This window comes from Soehngenia sp., assembly GCF_055108775.1.
Genome location: NZ_JBSQIL010000034.1, coordinates 1 through 20,126, shown reverse-complemented (window position 1 = coordinate 20,126; position 20,126 = coordinate 1). Strand labels below are relative to the sequence as shown.

Annotated in this window: 20 protein-coding genes; 16 read left to right on the top strand and 4 right to left on the bottom strand. The window is 32.4% G+C overall.

The annotated features are described in order from the left end of the window. Nucleotides 1-564: 564 nt before the first annotated feature. Genes ACTB1H_RS05770 through phoU form a run of 3 tightly spaced genes read right to left on the bottom strand, consistent with a single transcriptional unit; the run spans nucleotide 565 to nucleotide 2,943 of the window. Nucleotides 565-1,620 carry a sensor histidine kinase gene (locus ACTB1H_RS05770; protein ID WP_463261883.1) on the bottom strand — a complete coding sequence of 352 codons (1,056 nt, stop codon included), beginning with the start codon at nucleotides 1,618-1,620 and terminating at the stop codon, nucleotides 565-567. Between the two features lies 1 nt (nucleotide 1,621). Continuing rightward, entirely contained in the window at nucleotides 1,622-2,287 is a 666-nt protein-coding gene (locus ACTB1H_RS05765) for a response regulator transcription factor (RefSeq protein WP_463261882.1), read from the bottom strand. A 5-nt stretch (nucleotides 2,288-2,292) separates the two neighbouring features. Then, nucleotides 2,293-2,943, bottom strand: coding sequence for a phosphate signaling complex protein PhoU (gene phoU / locus ACTB1H_RS05760; protein ID WP_463261881.1), 651 nt, complete (start codon nucleotides 2,941-2,943; stop codon nucleotides 2,293-2,295). A 223-nt stretch (nucleotides 2,944-3,166) separates the two neighbouring features. On the opposite strand from phoU, the gene rpsF reads away from it, so the two are divergent. From rpsF to ACTB1H_RS05680, 16 genes are all read left to right on the top strand, one after another. Next, the gene (rpsF, locus tag ACTB1H_RS05755) at nucleotides 3,167-3,451 is read left to right on the top strand and encodes a 30S ribosomal protein S6 (RefSeq protein WP_463261880.1); all 285 of its coding nucleotides are present in this window, start codon (nucleotides 3,167-3,169) and stop codon (nucleotides 3,449-3,451) included. A gap of 20 nt (nucleotides 3,452-3,471) precedes the next feature. Further along, on the top strand, nucleotides 3,472-3,912 hold the full coding sequence (locus ACTB1H_RS05750) for a single-stranded DNA-binding protein (protein WP_463261879.1): 441 nt from the start codon (nucleotides 3,472-3,474) through the stop codon (nucleotides 3,910-3,912). 17 nt (nucleotides 3,913-3,929) lie between these two features. Continuing rightward, nucleotides 3,930-4,154 (top strand): 30S ribosomal protein S18, encoded by a 225-nt coding sequence (gene rpsR, locus ACTB1H_RS05745; protein ID WP_135271581.1) that lies wholly within the window; start codon nucleotides 3,930-3,932, stop codon nucleotides 4,152-4,154. Nucleotides 4,155-4,254: 100 nt separating this feature from the next. Beyond that, on the top strand, nucleotides 4,255-5,205 hold the full coding sequence (locus ACTB1H_RS05740; protein ID WP_463261878.1) for a DUF2232 domain-containing protein: 951 nt from the start codon (nucleotides 4,255-4,257) through the stop codon (nucleotides 5,203-5,205). A gap of 10 nt (nucleotides 5,206-5,215) precedes the next feature. Continuing rightward, nucleotides 5,216-7,210 carry a DHH family phosphoesterase gene (locus ACTB1H_RS05735; protein ID WP_463261877.1) on the top strand — a complete coding sequence of 665 codons (1,995 nt, stop codon included), beginning with the start codon at nucleotides 5,216-5,218 and terminating at the stop codon, nucleotides 7,208-7,210. Continuing rightward, nucleotides 7,207-7,653 (top strand): 50S ribosomal protein L9, encoded by a 447-nt coding sequence (gene rplI, locus ACTB1H_RS05730; protein WP_463261876.1) that lies wholly within the window; start codon nucleotides 7,207-7,209, stop codon nucleotides 7,651-7,653. Before ACTB1H_RS05735 ends, rplI begins: the two co-directional genes overlap by 4 nt. 12 nt (nucleotides 7,654-7,665) lie before the next feature. Next, entirely contained in the window at nucleotides 7,666-9,006 is a 1,341-nt protein-coding gene (gene dnaB, locus ACTB1H_RS05725) for a replicative DNA helicase (RefSeq protein ID WP_463261875.1), read from the top strand. A gap of 69 nt (nucleotides 9,007-9,075) precedes the next feature. Next, a complete protein-coding gene (locus ACTB1H_RS05720; RefSeq protein WP_463261874.1) occupies nucleotides 9,076-9,705 on the top strand; it encodes a GNAT family N-acetyltransferase in 630 nt (209 codons plus the stop codon). Next, the gene (locus tag ACTB1H_RS05715) at nucleotides 9,680-10,759 is read left to right on the top strand and encodes a DnaD domain protein (protein WP_463261873.1); all 1,080 of its coding nucleotides are present in this window, start codon (nucleotides 9,680-9,682) and stop codon (nucleotides 10,757-10,759) included. The genes ACTB1H_RS05720 and ACTB1H_RS05715 overlap by 26 nt, the downstream gene beginning before the upstream one ends. Then, the gene (locus ACTB1H_RS05710) at nucleotides 10,752-11,732 is read left to right on the top strand and encodes an ATP-binding protein (RefSeq protein WP_463261872.1); all 981 of its coding nucleotides are present in this window, start codon (nucleotides 10,752-10,754) and stop codon (nucleotides 11,730-11,732) included. Before ACTB1H_RS05715 ends, ACTB1H_RS05710 begins: the two co-directional genes overlap by 8 nt. A 17-nt stretch (nucleotides 11,733-11,749) precedes the next feature. Beyond that, entirely contained in the window at nucleotides 11,750-12,769 is a 1,020-nt protein-coding gene (locus tag ACTB1H_RS05705; protein ID WP_463261871.1) for a PTS transporter subunit IIC, read from the top strand. Between the two features lie 12 nt (nucleotides 12,770-12,781). Then, entirely contained in the window at nucleotides 12,782-13,570 is a 789-nt protein-coding gene (murI, locus tag ACTB1H_RS05700) for a glutamate racemase (RefSeq protein WP_463261870.1), read from the top strand. A 269-nt stretch (nucleotides 13,571-13,839) separates the two neighbouring features. After that, nucleotides 13,840-15,117 (top strand): serine--tRNA ligase, encoded by a 1,278-nt coding sequence (gene serS, locus ACTB1H_RS05695; protein ID WP_463261869.1) that lies wholly within the window; start codon nucleotides 13,840-13,842, stop codon nucleotides 15,115-15,117. A 169-nt stretch (nucleotides 15,118-15,286) separates the two neighbouring features. Further along, nucleotides 15,287-16,282: a TAXI family TRAP transporter solute-binding subunit gene (locus ACTB1H_RS05690; protein WP_463261868.1), complete on the top strand. Its 996-nt coding sequence runs from the start codon at nucleotides 15,287-15,289 to the stop codon at nucleotides 16,280-16,282. Then, nucleotides 16,260-16,790 carry a DUF1850 domain-containing protein gene (locus ACTB1H_RS05685; protein WP_463261867.1) on the top strand — a complete coding sequence of 177 codons (531 nt, stop codon included), beginning with the start codon at nucleotides 16,260-16,262 and terminating at the stop codon, nucleotides 16,788-16,790. Before ACTB1H_RS05690 ends, ACTB1H_RS05685 begins: the two co-directional genes overlap by 23 nt. Continuing rightward, nucleotides 16,787-18,781 carry a TRAP transporter permease gene (locus tag ACTB1H_RS05680; protein WP_463261866.1) on the top strand — a complete coding sequence of 665 codons (1,995 nt, stop codon included), beginning with the start codon at nucleotides 16,787-16,789 and terminating at the stop codon, nucleotides 18,779-18,781. Before ACTB1H_RS05685 ends, ACTB1H_RS05680 begins: the two co-directional genes overlap by 4 nt. 27 nt (nucleotides 18,782-18,808) lie before the next feature. Here the strand turns inward: ACTB1H_RS05680 and ACTB1H_RS05675 are convergent, their stop codons facing one another. Beyond that, the gene (locus tag ACTB1H_RS05675) at nucleotides 18,809-20,017 is read right to left on the bottom strand and encodes an alpha-amylase family glycosyl hydrolase (protein WP_463261884.1); all 1,209 of its coding nucleotides are present in this window, start codon (nucleotides 20,015-20,017) and stop codon (nucleotides 18,809-18,811) included. Between the last annotated feature and the right edge of the window lie 109 nt (nucleotides 20,018-20,126).

Genomic DNA, 20,126 nt, shown 5'->3' with positions numbered 1-20,126 from the left:
TTCTCCGTTTCTGTTTATTGTCATTGATAACATTATAACAGAGAAGCTCTCATGAGCGTTGTTTTTTTAGTTGTGTTTCATTTAATTATACAATTCGCCGATTAACTTTTATGGTTGGCTATGCTTATTGATTGATAAGGGTAGAATTTAGATTTTCATTTGAGTAAATTGAAGAACATTCCTGCCACTTGTGTTTTAAAACAGTTGAATAGTTGAAGGTAATATAATATGATAAACATGAAGAAAGTGTAAGCTATCTAGCAGTTGATGCGATTGGAGGTGACACCATTTATTGTTCCAACCATAAACCATAAGAAGTTTGGTTTATGTCATACCCTACGAATAGGAAAATTTTGATAGTACCGCGTTATAAAGCAGAGCCTAGATAAAGTATTTTTAGACTCTGTTTAATTTTTTGTAAATTGCTATCCGTAGGGACAAAATAACAAGCTTATTTTACAACAGAAGCGTTAAATGTCAATTTGTAAATTTAGTTATAAAAGCTCTTATGTTTAATTACCATAAGAGCTTTCCTTCTTAATTCAAACTTATAAAATATTAAGTTTATTTTGGAAGTTTTATTGTGATTGTAGTACCTTTACCGACTTCACTTTCCAATGTAATAGAACCATTGTGATATTCAACAATATGTTTAACAATCGAAAGCCCTAGGCCAGAACCTTCAATTTTTTTAGATCTTGACTTGTCTATTCTATAAAATCTTTCAAATATTCTATCCTGTTCTTCTTTTGGGATGCCTATACCTGAGTCCTTAACAGAGATGACACCATAATTTCCTTCATTATAAACAGAAACCAATACCGTACCATTTTCAACATTGTATTTAACAGCATTGTCAATTAGATTATATATTAAATCTTCTATCATTCTCCTATTAGCAGATATGAAAACAGTCTCTCCTCTAACATCTAAATTAACTTTATGGGATATTGCTTGAGGATTGACTCTGTTTACAATTTCATTTGCGATTTCATAAAGGTCTATATCTTCATAAGTTTTTTCTATAGTTTCATCTTCTAATTTAGAAAGGTTCAAAATTGACTCTATCAAAGTTAAAAGCCTTGTACCTTCTTTTTTTATGATTCCGGCGAATTTTTGTACTTCATCACCTTCGACCATCCCATTTGCAATCATTTCAGCGTAACCATTTATTGAAGTTAAAGGAGTCTTTAACTCATGACTTACATTTGCTGTAAATTCTCTCCTTATCTTTTCGGCTTCTTTGAGATTTTCCATAGCTGTTTCTATTTGTTTTTTTTGTCTCCTAATCATTTCAACAAAAGGTTTAATTTCTGGATAAATCTCTGCATCCTCAACTTCCTCTCCTGATAAAATGCTCTCGATATTGTCTGCTGCATTTTTTATGGGAGAAAGTATTGTTTTAGAAATATTAGTTGATAGCATATACAATACAACTAATATCAACACTAAAATAGCTACCATTGGGGGTAAACTCGCCGTAAAGACTTCAAAAAAAGTTAAATCACTAACAGCCATAGCCGAAAAATATTCATAGAACAACACATCAAGTACCAATGTTGTTATAAATAGAGTAGCTATAACTATAACTGTAAGATATTTAAATATTCTTTTCTCCATGCTAACCTCCAAATTTATAGCCAACGCCTCTTACTGTTTGAATATTTTCTCCGGCATCGCCTAATTTCATACGCAAAGTCCTTATGTGCACATCAACTGTCCTAGTTTCGCCTTCAAAATCAAAGCCCCAAACTTCATTCATTATTTGATCTCTAGATAATACTATATTCATATTTTTCATTAAATAATATAACAAATCAAATTCCTTTAGAGTTAAATATATTTGATTTCCATCAACTTTAACTTCGTGTTTGTCAACATCTAAGACTAGTTTTCCGCTTTGTAATACAGTTGATTTATCTGAACCAATATATCTTCTTAGAACTGCTTTAACTCGTGAAATTAGTTCCATTACGCCAAAAGGCTTTTCAACATAATCATCTGCACCCATATCAAGTGCCCTTACCTTATCAAACTCACTAGTCTTTGAGGTAAGCATGATTACAGGAATAGATTTTGTTGAAACCATAGATCGAATTTTTTTTAGTATTTTATAACCATCTTCTCCGGGAAGCATTATATCTAATATATACAAATCAGGTGGGCTTTGTTCAAATAATTCTTTTCCACTTTCGAATCCCTTAACTTCAAACCCTTCTTTTTTTAAAGCATATATCACTAATTCCCTTATTGCTTCATCATCTTCAACTATATAAATTGAATTCAAACATATCAACTCCAATTAAAGTGTTCACCAGTGATAGCATAGTATACCCATTCAGCGATGTTTTGAGCATGATCTCCAATTCTTTCAAAATATTTAGCTATAAGTATAAAATCAACTGATTGTTCACTTGAATATTTTTGATCTCTTATATATTCTATAAGCTCATTTTTCACCATATCAAAAAGCTTATCTACTTTATCATCATGATAAATAATTTCTACTGCCTTATCCACATCTCTCTTAACAAATGCATTTATTGCTTCTCTAACCATATATATTGTTTCTTCAGCCATTTGTGGTATATCAATTAATTCTTTAAAATATTTTTCGTTTGCCATACGAATTGTTAATTCGGATATATCGGCAGCTTGATCTCCTATTCTTTCCATGTCAGTTATCATTTTTAATGCAGATGAAATCAACCTTAGATCTTTCGCCACAGGTTGTTGCTGAAGTATTAATTTTAGACATAAATCCTCTATATCTCTTTCTTTATCATTAACTTCCTTATCTCCAGTTGCCACTCTTTTAGCAAGGTCAACATCTTGATTTACAAGAGCAGACACTGCTGTCTCAATTCTACTTTCTATAAGATTACCCATTTCAATCAATTCTTCATTCAATTTCTCGAGGTCTTGATCAAACTTACTTCTCATTGTCATCATCCCTTTTTATGATTTATACCACTATTATAATAGAAATAACAAAATTTTGTTAAAATATATGATAAAACAAAGTAAAATTAGTGTAAAAACAAGTATGTATTAGATTATTATAATAAAAATTTTATTTGCAGCAAAATATTTGTTATGTTATACTATTTAAGTGTTCCTTGCTCTATTACAAAATAGAGCCGATAGTCCATAAGGAGGTGAAAAAATGAGAAAGTATGAAATGATGTTAATCTTTTACCCTGATTATGAAGAAGAAAAAAGAAATGCTGTCATGGATAGATTAAAAGGTATCATCGAAACAGATGGTAAAGTAGAAACTATTGATGAATGGGGTTTAAGAAAACTTGCATACCTTATCAATGATTATGCTGAAGGGTACTATGTATTGGTAAACTTCGAAGCTGGTCCAGATATTGCTAAGGAATTAGACAGGGTTTCTAAGATTTCAGAAGGCATTATGAGACATATGATAACTAAGATAGAAGAGTAAACCAAGGGATGGTGAAACATATGAATAATGTTGTATTGATTGGTAGGCTAACAAGAGATCCAGAGTTGAGATATATACCTAATACTGGTACCGCAGTTTCTACATTTACACTAGCTGTAGATAAAGGTCTTTCCAGAGAGAAAAAGAGCGAAATGGAATTAAAAAATCAACCAACAGCTGATTTTATAAATATTGTAGTTTGGGGAAAAGTTGCAGAAAACTGCGCTAATTTTCTTACAAAAGGGAAATTAGTAGGTGTTTCTGGAAGGATTCAAACTAGAAATTATGAAGCGAAAGATGGTACAAAGAGATATATCACTGAAGTAGTTGCTAATAGTGTAGAATTTTTGGAATGGGGAGACAATACCAACAAATCAAATGCAAATTCAGATCTTGACGATGATTTTTTCAATGGAATTGATGGATTTCATCCTGCCGACAATGACGACATCCCATTTTAGTCAAAGGAGGGGAAAAGATGCAAAGAAGATATAAACCAAGAAAAAAAGTTTGCGCTTTTTGTGCTGATAAATCATCACATATAGATTATAAAGATGTAAATAAACTTAAAAAATATGTTACTGAAAGAGGCAAAATATTGCCTAGAAGAGTTTCAGGAAATTGTGCAAAGCATCAAAGAGAACTTACAATTGCTATAAAGAGGGCAAGACAAGTCGCTTTATTGCCATATACACAAGACTAAGAGAGGATAACCTCTCTTTTTTTATTATTTAATTGTGCTTTTAATTCTATCCTTAATATAATATAATCAATAATAGTACATAAAACTTGAGGTGAAAATTTTGAATAATGACAGAAAAAACAATATAAATGTAGAACTAATACTAGAAACATTGATTATAATACTTATTTCATTGTTTTCAAGGTTAGGTTTTGGAAGTTTAGCATTTTTGATACCTGCCGTAGCTTGTGTTTTTACCATCAGACATGATTTTAAAAAATCTATCATTGCTTTGATTGTAGGTCTAACTGCAATTATATTAATCGACAGATTTTATGGTCTTATGCTTTTAATTCAGATTTTACCTATTTCTTTGGTATTTAGCTATATGGTGAAATTAAGAAGAAGCCCAAGGGATGTTATTATATCATCTACGCTGATACTTTTTATGAGCTTATTGATATCTCTTAGCTTATTGACTTCTGGAAGTGAGCTTGATTTTACTAAGCAATTTGAGGTATTTTTAAACAACCAATTAGAAACTCAAGTTAATATTTTAGAAAATATGGATTTAGATTCTGAATTCATAGAAAGCTTCAAAACATCTCAAGAAGGGGTATATAACTATATATTGCAGATATTTCCTAGCTTGTTATTGCTCTACTCCGCATTAATTGGGTATATAAACTACATAATATCAAAAAATATTTTAAGACGAATTGGATTGGGAATAAGAGAAATAGCTCCATTTAGTAAATTCAGCGTGCCTTCAAATTTTGGAATAGGCATAGCATCAGTTTTTGTTTTAACGCTGTTGTTGAGAAATATCGATGGAGCAATATATGATGTATTGCTTGTAAACTTGACTGCTATATTAAGCTTAATCTTCGTTTTACAAGGGTTGAGTGTTGTAGACTTTTTTCTAAAAAAAAGGAATAAAAAGAAGATTACTAGGGTTATTATTTTAGCCGTTATAATATTATTTATTCCTATGTTAACACCTATTACTATAATAGGGGCAATAGATATGATTTTTGATGTTCGAAAGATAAGAAAGCCTAGAAACTCTTAGGAGGTTTGAGATGAAAGACAAGCTGTTTTCGTGGAAAGATATATATTTTTATATATTTGTTACACTCGCTTTCATGTTAATCATGATGTTTTTTCAACCCATAATAAGCTTTATAATGGCTTTGATTGTGGGATATATGGTATATTACAGCTACAAGTTGATCGAAGACAAAAATATCGCATATATTAAAACGATTGAGAATTTATCAAATACTTTTGATTCTGCGACTAAACATGCAATTTTTAACATGCCTTTTCCTATGATATTCATAGATGATTTAGGGAAAATAAGATGGTATAATACACCGTTTTTAAATTTGTCTCAAGAGGAAGAATTGTTAAATCGTCCGTTGATTGATTTAGTCCCGGCATTTAATGTAGATTCATTAAAAAATGTGAAAGAAAATGAACCTATTGATATTGATTTTAGAAACAGGCATTATAAAGTATTTCCTAATTTTCTTGAGGACAGGAGTCTAAATGAAAATGGCAAAATAAACATATTGTATTGGGTAGACGATACTGAATTCGTTGAACTTTCTAGAAAATATATTAATGAAAGACCTGTACTTGTTTTAGCATTTATAGATAATTATGATGACATAAAAAATTCAACACCTGACACGCATAGACCGATATTGATGGCTGAAATAGATAGAATGATTAATGAATATTTTAATGAACAAAATGCTGTTGTAAGAAAATATGAAAATGATAAATATTTTATAATAATAAATCAAATGGATTTTGATAAAATAAAACAGAAAAGATTCGATTTATTAGACCAAATAAGAGAGTTGAAAATGGGAAATGCTATTCCTATAACTCTCAGTATAGGTGCTAGTCAGAAAAAAGAAAGCCTCTTAGATTGCTATCAAGAGGCAAGGGCAGCTATTGATGTTGCATTGGGTAGAGGTGGAGACCAAGCTGTAATCAATACTGGAAGTGGATTTGAATTTTTTGGAGGCAAATCTAAAGCTGTTGAGAAGAGAAACAAAGTAAAGGCTAGGGTAATGGCTGATGCTCTCAAACAGCTAATAACTCAGAGCAACAAAGTATTTATAATGGGACATAAAAATCCTGATATGGATGCAATAGGTTCAGCTATTGGAACTTTAAGAGCTGTAATTGAAAATGAAAAAGAAGGTTATATAATATTTAATGAAGAAAATCCATCAATTAAAAACATGCTCAGTTTGATGGATTCTGAAAGCCCTGAACTTAGAGAGAGATTTATTTCAACTCAGAGAGCACTTGAGATAATTGAGGAAAACGACCTATTGATAAATGTCGATAATCACAAGCCAAGTTTAGCTGAGTCTAAGGAAATAATACAAGCTATATCAAAGATTGTAGTTATAGATCATCACAGAAGAGGAGCAGAGTTCATAGACGATCCTGTTTTAGTATATATTGAGCCATATGCATCAAGCACATCTGAGCTAGTTACTGAGATAATATCATATATGGGCTTTGAATATGACATTACGAAATTTGAGGCTGAAGCGCTTTTAGCAGGAATTACATTAGATACTAAAAACTTTACTTTCCAGACTGGAGTGAGAACATTTGAAGCTGCCTCTATTTTAAAGAGAGCGGGCGCAGATACTTTAGTCGTAAAACAACTATTTAGAGATGATTTTAATACTTTCGTAAACAAAGCAGAAGTAATCAGAACTGCAAAAATTGTTAATGGCTCAATAGCTATAGGTAGACTTGAAAAGACAATGGAAGATTCAATATTGATAGCTGCTCAAGCAGCTAATGAGCTCCTAAATATAAACAATGTAGAGGCTTCTTTTGTGCTGTGTAAGCTCAAAGACAGTATTCATATTTCTGGGAGAAGTTTAGGAGAAATAAGTGTTCAACTAATATTAGAAAAGCTTGGAGGGGGAGGGCATTTAACTAGTGCTGGAACTCAACTTCATAATATAACAATGGAAGAAGCAGAAAAAAAATTAATTGAAACAATTGAAAAATACTTACAAGAGGGTGAAAATAAATGAAAGTAATATTATTAAAAGATGTGAAAGGATTAGGAAAAGAGGGAGATTTAGTAAATTCAAAAGATGGATATGCAAGAAATTATCTTTTTCCAAAAAATTTAGCAGTTGAAGCAAATGAAGAAAATCTTAAGAAATGGGAAGAAAGAAAAAAAGAAGAGGCTAAAAAGATACAAAAAGAAATTGAAGCTGCAAATGAGTTAAAGAAAAAATTAGAAAGCTTAACAGTAACATTGAAAGTAAAGACTGGAAGCCAAGGCAGACTATTTGGCTCAATCACAGCTTTAGATATTGCCAACAATTTAAAAGAACAATATGGAATAGATATTGATAAGAGAAAAATAGAATTAAAAGATAACATAAAATCACTTGGTGAGTTTGAAGCTGATGTAAAACTATATCAAGACATAACAGCTAAGTTGAAGATAAATGTAGTTTCATTATAGAGGTGGTAAGATTTGGATACTACACTAGGAAGAATTCCGCCAAATAACATTGAAGCCGAGGAATCGGTTATCGGTGCTATGCTATTGAACAAAGAAGCAGTTAATACAGCACTGGAAATACTAAAGCCTGAAGATTTTTACAAGGACACAAACAAAGAAATATTTAAAGCCATTATCGCGTTATATAATAGAAACGAACCTGTTGATTTGGTAACTCTAGCAGAAGAGCTGAGGAAAAGACAGACTTTAGAAAGCATAGGGGGGATTTCATACCTAGCTGATTTATCAACAAGTGTTGTCACTACAGCTAATACCAAATATTATTGTGAAATAGTAAAAGACAAGGCTATACTTAGAAGGTTAATAAAATCAAGCGATGAAATAATGAGCTTAGCTTATCAAGATACAAAAGAAGTAAACTTAATTTTAGAAAAAGCAGAAAAAGACATATTTGATATAACACAAGGAGTTCACAATAAAGGGTTTTTCCCTATTAATGATGTGTTGCTTAAGAGTTTTTCGCAAATAGAAGAAAGAGCAGCAAAAAAAGGAGAGCTTACTGGCTTAACAACAGGATTTGTTGATTTAGATTTGAAACTATCAGGGCTTCAAAAATCAGATTTGATACTACTAGCTGCAAGACCTTCAATGGGGAAAACAGCATTAGGAATTAATATAGCAACAAATGCGGCTATAAAGGGTGGAGCAAATGTAGCAATATTTTCATTGGAAATGTCAAAAGAACAGCTTGCCCAAAGAATAATAAGCTCCTCTGCTCATGTTGATTTACAGAAGATAATCAGTGGAAATTTATCAGAAGATGAATGGATTCAAGTTGTAAACTCTATGTCTCCACTTTCAAAGATTAACATATTTATTGACGATACAGCAGGAATTTCTCTGATGGAAATGAAAGCAAAGTGTAGGAGAATGAAAGTTGAAAAAGGACTAGACTTAGTTGTGATTGATTACTTGCAGCTAGTTGAAACTGATTCCAGGGCAGAAAGCAGACAACAGGAGATTTCAGCGATATCTAGAGGATTAAAGGCTATAGCCAAAGAGATGGAATGTCCGGTATTAGCTTTATCTCAGTTATCTAGAGCACCAGAATTAAGAGCAGACCATAGGCCGATACTTTCTGACTTGAGAGAATCAGGAGCTATAGAGCAAGATGCTGATGTTGTACTTTTCTTATACAGAGATGATTACTATAATGAAGACTCAGAGAAGAAAAATATCGGAGAAGTAATCATTGCAAAACACAGAAATGGACCTACTGGCAAGGTTGAATTAGCATTTAAAAAGGAATATACTAAGTTTTTAAATCTTGAAAAGTACATGGCTAGCCAATAAAATCAACAATTTGCATGTGACTAATTAAAGGCTTCGAGGTCAAACTTCGAAGCTTTTTTGGAGGTTAATATGAAACTTATAGGTGATAGGATCACTATAGAGGATTTAAAACTTGAAGATGTATATGAAATGAAAAATTGGGGAACGCATGAAAATATACTTTTGGATGATTACAATTTTCCGTTCAGTGAAGATGCTGATATAAAGAGATGGTATTATGTAAAAACAAAACCTTTTGGAAACCATTACTACAGTGTCAGAAACGAAAATGGAATTTTAATAGGATATTTTGGGATAAAAAACAAGAGATATCTTTTAAGATATGCATATCTCGGCATAGTATTTGATCCTAATTATCTAGATAGAGGATATGGCACAGAGACATTTATGACATTTCTTCCCTATTATTTTACAAAAATGAAAATGAGGATACTATATTTAGAAGTTGCAGAATTTAACGATAGGGCCTATCATCTATATCAAAAGGTAGGTTTTGAAAAGATAGCATACTATTTAGATGTATTTCCAAATCAAAACATAGATATAAGAAATCCATACTTTGTTCAAAAAAGAGATTCTTTTGTAATAGAAGATGGTATAATATATCAGCAGATATATAGGATGAAATTGACAAAAAATAGATTTTTTAGTCTATTTAAGGATGGGGATAAAAATGGATTTTACACTCGAAACAACTGATATGGATTTAGGGGATACCCCTATTGAGAATATATTTTTAAATGATTTTATGCCGATGGCTAATGGAACTTATGTTAAAGTTTATTTACTAGGATATAAATATGCCCATGATAAGGACTTAAATATCGAGGTGAACAATCAGACAATAGCCAAACATTTAGATATACCTCTAGAGGATGTTCTTAGAGCGTGGGATTTTTGGGAAAGCAAAGGAATAGTTAAAAAAGAAGGAGAAGGCGTAAACTACAAGGTTACTTTCTTGAATTTAAAACAGCTTTATATAAAAAATAATTTCAATAAAAATGAAAATGACAATGACAAAAAAACAAATAAAAATACTTTAGAAAAAGAGGTAATTGAAGCAAATCAAATACCTTCTATAAACAATATGTTCACAAATATTGATTACTTAATGCGAAGGAATATCCAACCTAATGAAAAAATGGAGATTATAAGGTGGATAAAAGAGTATAATATGAATCCTGATGTAATTGAGAAAGCTTTTAATTACTCATGTGAAATCAAGGGGAAAAGAAGCATTAAGTATGTCGAAGGCATCATAAGAAATTGGTATGACTTAGGACTTACTAATATAGATTCAGTAATCGACTATTTCAAAACTGAAGATGAGAAGTACTTTAGATATCAAAAGGTAATGAAAGCCTTGGGACTTTCTCATAAGGGAGTTAATGTAGGTGATTTTAAAATAGTAAATAAATGGTTTGAAGAATATGGCTATTCACTAGATATTGTTTTAAAAGGATGCGAGAAGGCTAGCAATGTGATGTATCCTACTGTAAAATACATAGATGGAGTGATTAGCGACTGGTACAAAAAAGGTTTTAAAACTCTAGATGATATTGAAAGCTTAGACCAAAAGGTAGTTAAAGAAAAAGTTGTTACTAACACTCAAAGCAGGAAAAAGACAACTAATAATAGATTCCACAATTTTGAGCAGAGGAGTAAAAAGTACTCAAATGAAGAACTAGAAGAAATTTTCAAAAAGAAAAGAGAGATTTATAAAAAAAACACTAAAGGTGATGTAGATGGCTAATCCCCTGTTTAAAGAAATAGAAGAGGAATTTGAAAAAAAACGCGACAAAAATAGAAGACTGCAGATAAGTAGACAAAACAAGGTTTACAAGATGATACCAAAGGTTAGAGAAATAGATGAAGAAATAAGGCTTGTTTCCTTGAAAATGGCAAAAGAAATCTTGCTTAATCCAGATGAAAACGAGAGAATAATAAATAAAACTAAAAAAGAAATAGACCGTTTAAAAATGGAGAAAGCATATTATTTAAGTGAAGCAAATATCCCGATAGATTATTTAGAATTAACTTATGACTGTTATAAATGTAAGGATACTGGATATTTAGAAGACGGCAGTAAATGCAATTGTCTGATTCAAGCTCTTATCAACAAAGCCTATAAAATGTCGAATTTAGAAAACATACTTGAAAAAGAAAATTTTAAGAACTTTGATATTAACATATTCAGCGATGAACCATTTGAAAATGAGAAATTAACACCTAGGGAGAATATGTTAGACATATTGAGCATAGCCGAAAGCTTTGTTTCAGAATTTGACAAACCAAACAACCCAAACCTATTGTTTTATGGAACGACAGGATTGGGAAAAACTTATTTATGCAGCTGTATTGCAAAAGCACTGTTAGATAAAAATAAAATAGTAATATATCAGACAGCATTTACCATATTGGAATTGCTAAGTAACAGGCGATTTAGAGCTGAAACGAGTGAAATGAGTGACTATGAATATAATCTGCTATTTGAGTGCGACCTATTGATAATAGATGACTTAGGGACTGAAATCACAAACACTTTTACTAATGCTGAGATTTTCAACATAGTAAATACAAGAATATTGAAGAATAAAAAGACAATAATATCAACAAATTTAACTCCTAATGAATTATCTAGAGTGTATACGGATAGAGTTTTTTCAAGAATTTCAGATAAATTTTTACCTCTTAAATTTTACGGAAAAGATTTAAGATGGGAATAAACTACAGGGGGAAAGGAATGGCTAAAAAAGGTTCTTCTATACAAAATTATTTTGTAAAAATATTGAATGGAATGGCTCAAGGGCTCTTCGCATCACTGTTAATAGGTCTCATAATAAAGCAAATTGGAACATATGCAAATATTCCACAACTTATTATATTTGGAAATATTGCTCAAAAACTAATGGGGCCAGCTATTGGTGTGGGAGTAGCATATAGCGTAGGCGCACCGGCGCTTGGAGTGTTCGCATCTGCTGTAACTGGTGCTATTGGAGCTAATTCTATAATATTTGATGGAGCTGCTGCAATTATTCAAACAGGAGAACCTGTAGGAGCTTTTGTTGCAGCATTAGTAGGAGCGGAAATATCTAAATTAGTAGGTGGAAAGACAAAATTCGACATAATTTTAATACCACTTACTGCAATACTTTTTGGCGGAATGACAGGACACTATATTAGCCCGTATATAGCCAACATGATGAATGGATTGGGAGAATTTATAAATATGCTAACTGAACTTCATCCGATTCCAATGGGAATAACGATATCAGTAGTCATGGGTATGATACTAACACTTCCGATAAGTTCGGCAGCGCTTGCTATATCTTTAAATCTATCGGGATTAGCAGCTGGAGCTGCAACTGTTGGGTGTGCCGCAAATATGATTGGATTTGCAGTAGCATCATATAGAGAAAACAAAATGGGAGGACTAATTGCACAAGGCTTAGGAACATCAATGCTGCAAATTCCTAATATAATTAGAAATCCCCGTATTTGGATACCGGCAATAGTGGCATCAGCTATACTTGGACCTATTTCAACGGCTGTATTGAAACTTGAAAGTAGTGCAATAGGGGCAGGCATGGGCACAAGTGGCTTGGTTGGCCAAATTGCTATGATAGAAACTATGGGAGTCTCTTCTTATGTTATAACTTCAATAATTCTAATGCATTTTATACTGCCAGGCATTATTGCCTTTTTAGTATCTGAATGGATGAGGAAAAAAGGATGGATAAGAAGAGGAGACATGCAACTTTAGAGGAGGAAAAATATGGACAAAAGACCTATTGGGGTAATTGACTCTGGGATAGGAGGATTGACAGTAGTTGATTCCATACAAAAAATACTGCCAAATGAAGATATAATTTACTTTGGAGACAATATAAACGTACCTTATGGAAATAGAGATGAAAAGGAAATCTATGATCTAACAATGAAGATGCTGAAATTTTTGGAGAAGAAGGATGTAAAATTAGTAGCTATTGCTTGCAACACTATTTCAGCCATATCAAAAGAATTTGAAGGAAAATTGAGTTACCCCATAATAGACATAGTAGAACCTACGATTGAACATATTATAAAGAGTGGCATTGGGAAAATAGCCATATTTGGAACAGAATTCACAATAAATAAAAAAGTTTATGAAAAAAAACTCAAAGAGAGATCTGAAAACATAGACATTGTAAGTGTAAAGAGCAGAGAATTAGCTAAACTAATAGATGAGGGGAAATTTGATTCCGATGAAACCTTTGAGTGCTTGAAAGAGAGAATTGATGCAATTAAAGAACTTGGCGATATTTATAATGTTGTTTTAGCATGCACACATTATCCAATAGTAGAGGACCTTTTCTATAAAGCAGATTCCAACCTAAATTATATCAACCCTGCAATACATGAAGCGGTTGCTATAAAACATTACTTAAAAGACAATGATATGCTTAACACTGAAGGAAAAGGCAACATAAGCATATACACAACTGGAGATGTAGAAATATATAAAAAAGTATTTAAGAAGCTAAATCTAAAGAAAACCAAGAAGATGAAAAAGGTGGAATTGTAATCTGCGAGATTTCTAATATTCACCTTGACAATGATATTTTCTATGATATAATTAAATTTAATTAAATATAGTGATGAAGGGATATAATGAGTAATAAAGCCTTAAAGAGAGTCAATGGTCGGTGTGAATTGATAGGTGGAATTATTTGTTTCCGACCCTGAGCTAATTTCTATTCGAGTGAGCTTTAAGCTAACTAGGGTGGCAACGCGGGTAACTCTCGTCCCTAAGATTTGGGATTGAGAGTTTATTTTTTTATAAGGAGTGATTATATGTTAGATATTAAAAGAATTAGAATGGATGCAGAGAATGTAAAAAAAGCATTAGAAAAAAGAGGTGGCGAATATCCGATTGATAAAGTCTTGGAATTAGATGAGAAAAGAAGACAGACACTTGTTGAACTAGAGAACTTAAAGAGCCAGCAAAACAAGGTTTCTAAAGAAATTCCAAGACTAAAAAAAGAAGGAAAAGACACCTCGGCAATTTTAGAAGAGATGAAAGAAATCGCAGAAAAAACAAAGTATTTAGATCAAATTGTAAAGGAATTAGACGACTCAATAAAGGATTTACTGCTCAATATACCTAATACACCACATGAATCTGTAGTAGTAGGAAAATCAGATGCAGATAACATCGAAATGAGAAGAATAGGAGAAGTAAAAAATTTTGATTTCGAGCCAAAAGCCCATTGGGATATTGGAACAGAACTTGGGATTCTTGATTTTGAAAGAGCTACTAAAATAGCAGGCACTAGATTTAGTGTATTTAGAGGCGATGGGGCAAGATTAGAAAGAGCCATCACAAATTTCATGCTTGATTTGCATACAGTTAAACACGGTTATACTGAAATGGCAACACCTTTTATGGTCAATAGAGATTGTATGATTGGAACTGGACAATTGCCTAAATTTGAGGAAGATATGTTTCATGTTCCAAGTAAAGATTTCTTTTTAGTGCCCACAGCCGAAGTGCCTCTGACTAATCTTTTAAGAAATGAAATAGTCGATGAAGATGATTTACCAATGTATTTAACTGCATATACCCCATGTTTTAGATTGGAAGCAGGTTCTGCTGGTAGAGATACAAGAGGACTTATTAGAAATCATCAATTTGACAAGGTCGAGATGGTAAAATTTGCATTGCCAGAGAATTCATATGATGAATTAGAAACTTTAACTAACGATGCAGAAGAAGTATTAAAACTTTTAAAGATACCTTATAGAGTTGTGATGCTTTGCTCAGGAGATTTAGGATTTTCATCAGCTAAGACTTATGATATAGAAGTTTGGATGCCAAGTTACAATAGATATGTTGAAATTTCTAGCTGCAGCAATTTTGAAGACTATCAAGCTAGAAGAGCAAACATTAGATTTAGAAGAAAAGAAGACAAGAGAGTTGAATATGTACACACATTAAATGGTTCTGGGCTTGCTGTTGGTAGGACTTTCGCAGCAATACTTGAAAATTATCAGCAAGCAGATGGCACCGTTGTAGTACCTGAAGTTTTAAGAAAATATATGGATGGAAAAGAAATAATAGACGGAAAATAATATCCTCATGAAATAAGGTTTTGCAAATTAAAAGATTAATGAATTTATATATTGATATTATTGCATTTATCGAAATAGTAAGAAAAAAAGATGGCATAATTGATGGATATATTATATAATATTATCAATCAATTGCAAGCTGAACAAAAGCCTAACGAGGAGGGATAAAATGAAAAAGAATTTTTCTTTATTGCTAGCAATGATATTGATATTGAGTTTAGTTGCTGGATGTACTTCAGGTGGAGACAATACAAATAATGATACTGGAACAAAACCGGGCAATGTATTCATATCAATTGCAACAGGAGGAACTGGTGGGACATATTATCCTCTAGGTGGAGCGATGGCTAAGATATTCAATGAGAACATAGAAGGTGTTACAGCAAATGCTCAATCTACAGGTGCTTCCGTTGAAAATATCAATTTAGTTTCCCAAGGAGAAGCCGAAGTTGGATTTGTGCAAAATGATGTTGCTTACTATGCTTGGACTGGAACTGAAACTTTCCAAGACAAAGAAAAAGTAACAAACATAAGAGGAATGGCAATGCTTTATCCAGAAGTAATTCAAATAATTGCTACTAAAGATTCAGGTATACAATCTGTAGAGGACTTAAGAGGGAAGAAAGTCGCTGTTGGTGCACCTGGTTCAGGAACAGAAGTTAATGCTAGACAAATTTTAGCTGAGTATGGAATTACTTACAATGATTTAGCTAAAGCGGATTATCTATCTTTCAATGAAGCTGCAGATCAATTGAAAAACAAACAGATAGATGCAGCATTTGTAACAGCAGCTGTTCCAACATCAGCAGTAACTGAAGTAACTCAAACTGCAGACATAGTTGTAGTATCATTGGATTCGGATAAAATCGCATCATTGCAATCCAAATATCCTTTCTATACTGAAGTAGTCATACCAAAAGACAGCTATAAAAACCAAACAGAAGATGTAATAGCTGCAGCGGTAATGGCTATGCTAATAGTTCCTGAAGATTTAGATGAAGATTTAGTTTACAATATGACAAAATCGATTTTTGAAAATCGTCAAGTCATTATAGACACTCATGACAGAGGAAATGACATAAAACTTGAAACAGCACTTGAAGGTATGCCAATTGATTTGCATCCAGGTGCAGAAAGATATTATGTTGAACAAGGACTCAAATAATAAGGAAAATAAGGAAGACTCTTCAAAAAGAGGGGTCTTCCTTAAAGCAATTATTTCATTTATTTTAATATTGATGTTAATTTATCCTTTAAATGTATTAGTAGCAAGTGATTATAAAAGTGGAGAAATCTTAAAAATTTGGATTTTAACAGAAGATAATTTTAAAATTTCTTATATTCACTCTGTAGAGCTTACTGAGGTAGAGGAATATTATGAGATAAAAGGGAAATATATAATCCTAAAGGAGACGACTTTCAGATCATATGGAGCTGGGCTTCCATCAACAACTGAATATGATTTTGAGCAAACTAAAGATGGATTTAGAATTTATAATATTGACAAGAAACTTGAAGAGCTGGTATATAGGACAGGTGCTGTTAGGGCAAATCACAAATTGATAATAAACAATAAGCAATATTATTTTTTAGACTTTTCAGATCCTATGGAGGCGATCAAATTCAGTCCCGATAGAATCAGCTTTTTAAGATATTTGACGAGGAGGTTATGAAATTGAGCGAAAAAGATGGTTCTAACATTGAACAAAATGTAGATGTAGATGAGTTACTTGAGTCTTACGATAAAGAGACTGCTAAGCTTAGAAAATTAAAGGGAAATGTCATAATGATAGCTAGGATAATTGCTATAGCCATGTCGTTATTTCATTTGTATACTGCAGGATTTGGAACACTCCTATCGTTTAAACAAAGATCGCTTCATATAATGTTTGCGTTCGTACTTGGTTTTTTGTTCTATCCTTTTGGGAAAAAATCAAACAAAGAAAAACCATCAATACTAGATTACATTCTTATTGCACTAACTATAGTAGTATTTGGATACATATTTGTATTTTCTGATACTATTTCAGCAAAAGGAGGAAGTGCAACAAATCTAGATTTAGTTTTAGGATTATTAGCAATACTTATAACCTTAGAGGTTACTAGAAGGGCAGTAGGGCCAGAACTTCCAATAGTTGCAATTCTTTTTTTGCTTTATGCTTATTTTGGGCCATATATGCCAGGATTACTAGCTCATAGGGGCTTTTCTATACAGAGGATAATTTCTCATATGTATCTAGGATTAGAAGGAATTATGGGGATACCTCTTGGGGTTTCGGCTACTTTTGTGTTTATGTTTATACTGTTTGGTTCAATTCTTGACAAAACAGGAGTAGGTAAATTTTTTATAGATTTAGCCTACGGATTAACTGGCAGTTTCAAAAGTGGGCCGGCAATGACTGCGGTAGTTGCAAGTGGATTTATGGGTTCAATTTCAGGTAGTTCTGTAGCTAACACTGTAACTACTGGAGCTTTTACCATCCCATTAATGAAAAGAACTGGATACAAACCATATTTTGCTGGGGCTGTAGAGGCAGCATCTTCAACAGGTGGACAGATCATGCCACCGGTCATGGGAGCTGCTGCATTTATAATGGCAGAGTTTACTGGAATCCCATATTCAAGGATAATCATAGCAGCTGCTATACCTGCAATATTATACTATTTTGCAGTAGGAACTATGGTACACCTTGAAGCTTCAAGACTTGGGTTAAAGGGATTGCCAAGAGAAGAACTTCCTAGTGTTTTAAAACTGTTATTGAGTAGAGGCTATCTACTGATACCATTGATATCCATAATAGTGTTTTTGATATCTGGCAACACACCTACTTTAGCAGCTTTTAAAGCTATTATAATAAGCTTAGTTTTAGCTGTAATTGTATCGTTTATTAAGAAAGATAAATCATTTACTTTCAAGGATTTTTTAGATGCACTTGAAGCAGGTGCAAAGGGCGCTGTAACTGTAGCATGTGCATGCGCATGTGCTGGTATGATAGTTGGAGTAGTAACTTTAACTGGATTGGGTTTAAGAATTGCAGAAATCATAGTTACATTAGCAAATGGGAATTTGCTACTCACTTTATTTTTTACAATGATAGCATCTATAATTTTGGGAATGGGGCTACCTACAACAGCTAAATACATTGTTTTAGCTACTATGGCAGTACCAGCTTTGATAACATTAGATGTAAATTTAATAGCCGCTCATCTATTCATACTATATTTTGGAGTAGTAGCTGACATAACACCACCAGTAGCATTAGCAGCTTATGCAGGAGCGGGTATAGCAGGAGCAAATTCTATGAAAACGGGGGTACAAGCAGTGAAGTTGGCATTAGCCGCCTTTATAGTACCATATATATTTGCTATCGACCCACATTTAATACTTGTAGACAACGTAGTAGGTGCAGAAGTTCAATTTATATCATTGTTCCAAGCTTTGCCTGTAATATTGAGTGCAATAATAGGGATTGTATGTTTGGCAGCAGGAGTTGAGGGATATTTGCTTAAAAAAACAAATATTTTAGAGAGAATACTTTTATTAGGAGCTGCTCTATTGCTGCTACGACCAGGCATTTTTACAGATTCATTTGGGATAGTAGTATTAGTCGCAACCTATTTATTGCAAAGAAATAAATCGAAAAATCCCCCTGCTTTTGAATAAAGACTGTGGCTTGCCACAGTCTTTTTATCATACTCTAAATAATATTGGATTGTGTGAAAGTTCAATTGATTGGTCTTTAACAACAACCTTCGAACCGTCATATAGATTTTCATATTCACCATTTGCTATATCTGGTATATCGAAATATCCTTCAGAATGTGAAGAAAGTTTAAGTTTTCCAGTTTTTCCTTCTACATTGAAGATGCCAAATAACCATTCATCATTTAATACATATGTTCCAAATATAACACCTTTTTTATCAATATTGTGTAGTTTATATCTTCCGTTAGAAAAAATAGGTGATTTCTTTATTTCGGCAAATTTTTTAATCTTTAGATGAAAATCTGAGCTTAATCCACTCCAATCAATAGGATCTTTATCAAACAAAGATGGCAGTTTTTTATCCATTGCCTCTTGACCAGCATAGATTAGAGGTGTACCTTTTTCAAAGAACAAAAATGCACTCCACTGTAAAAGCAAATCTTCTGGAACCATTGAAGCAATTCTTGGTCTATCGTGATTCTCAAGATATCTTAGTTTGATATAATTATCTGGATAAATATATTCTTGCATTCTTTTCTTTTCTAAATAATCTTCAAGTGTAGCCTCTCCATTTAAATATTTCAAGAATTCTCCATGGGTGTCATAATCGTAGCATATGTCAAAAGCTTGATACACTTCACAATCAGATGCAGCATATATACCTTGATTTCTAACATATTCTAAAAATGAGCCTTCAATAGTTTCTGCAAGCATTATTATATCAGGATTTATTTTTTTCAACTCTTCTCTTGCCTCAAGCCAAAACTCTAATGGCACCATGCTGGCAACATCACATCTAAATCCATCAACCCCAAGGTGAGCCCAATATTTTAAAGCATCAATCTGTTTATCCCAAAGGAGTCTATTATTATAATCTAAGTCTATGATATCTGACCAGTCAGCAACTTTATTTCCCAGTGAGCCATCGCTTTTTCTATAATAAAAGTCTGGATTTTCTGTTAAATATATTGAATCGTGAGAAGTGTGATTATAGACGACATCTATCATGACTTTTAAATTCAACTGATGAGCTCTATTTAGTAAGTTGGTAAAATCATCTAATGTGCCATAATCTTCATTTATCTGCATATAGTCATAAATAGAGTAAGGAGAACCTAAACTTCCCTTTCTATTTACTTTGCCAACTGGATGTATTGGCATAAGCCAAACTATGTCTACCCCTAAACTTTTTATTCTTTCTAAATGTAAATGTCAAGATAAGAATGTACGAAAAGTGGAAAATAATTATGTACAAAAAATATCCTAAGAGACTTCAGAATCCTTCATAGAATTATTATCTAAA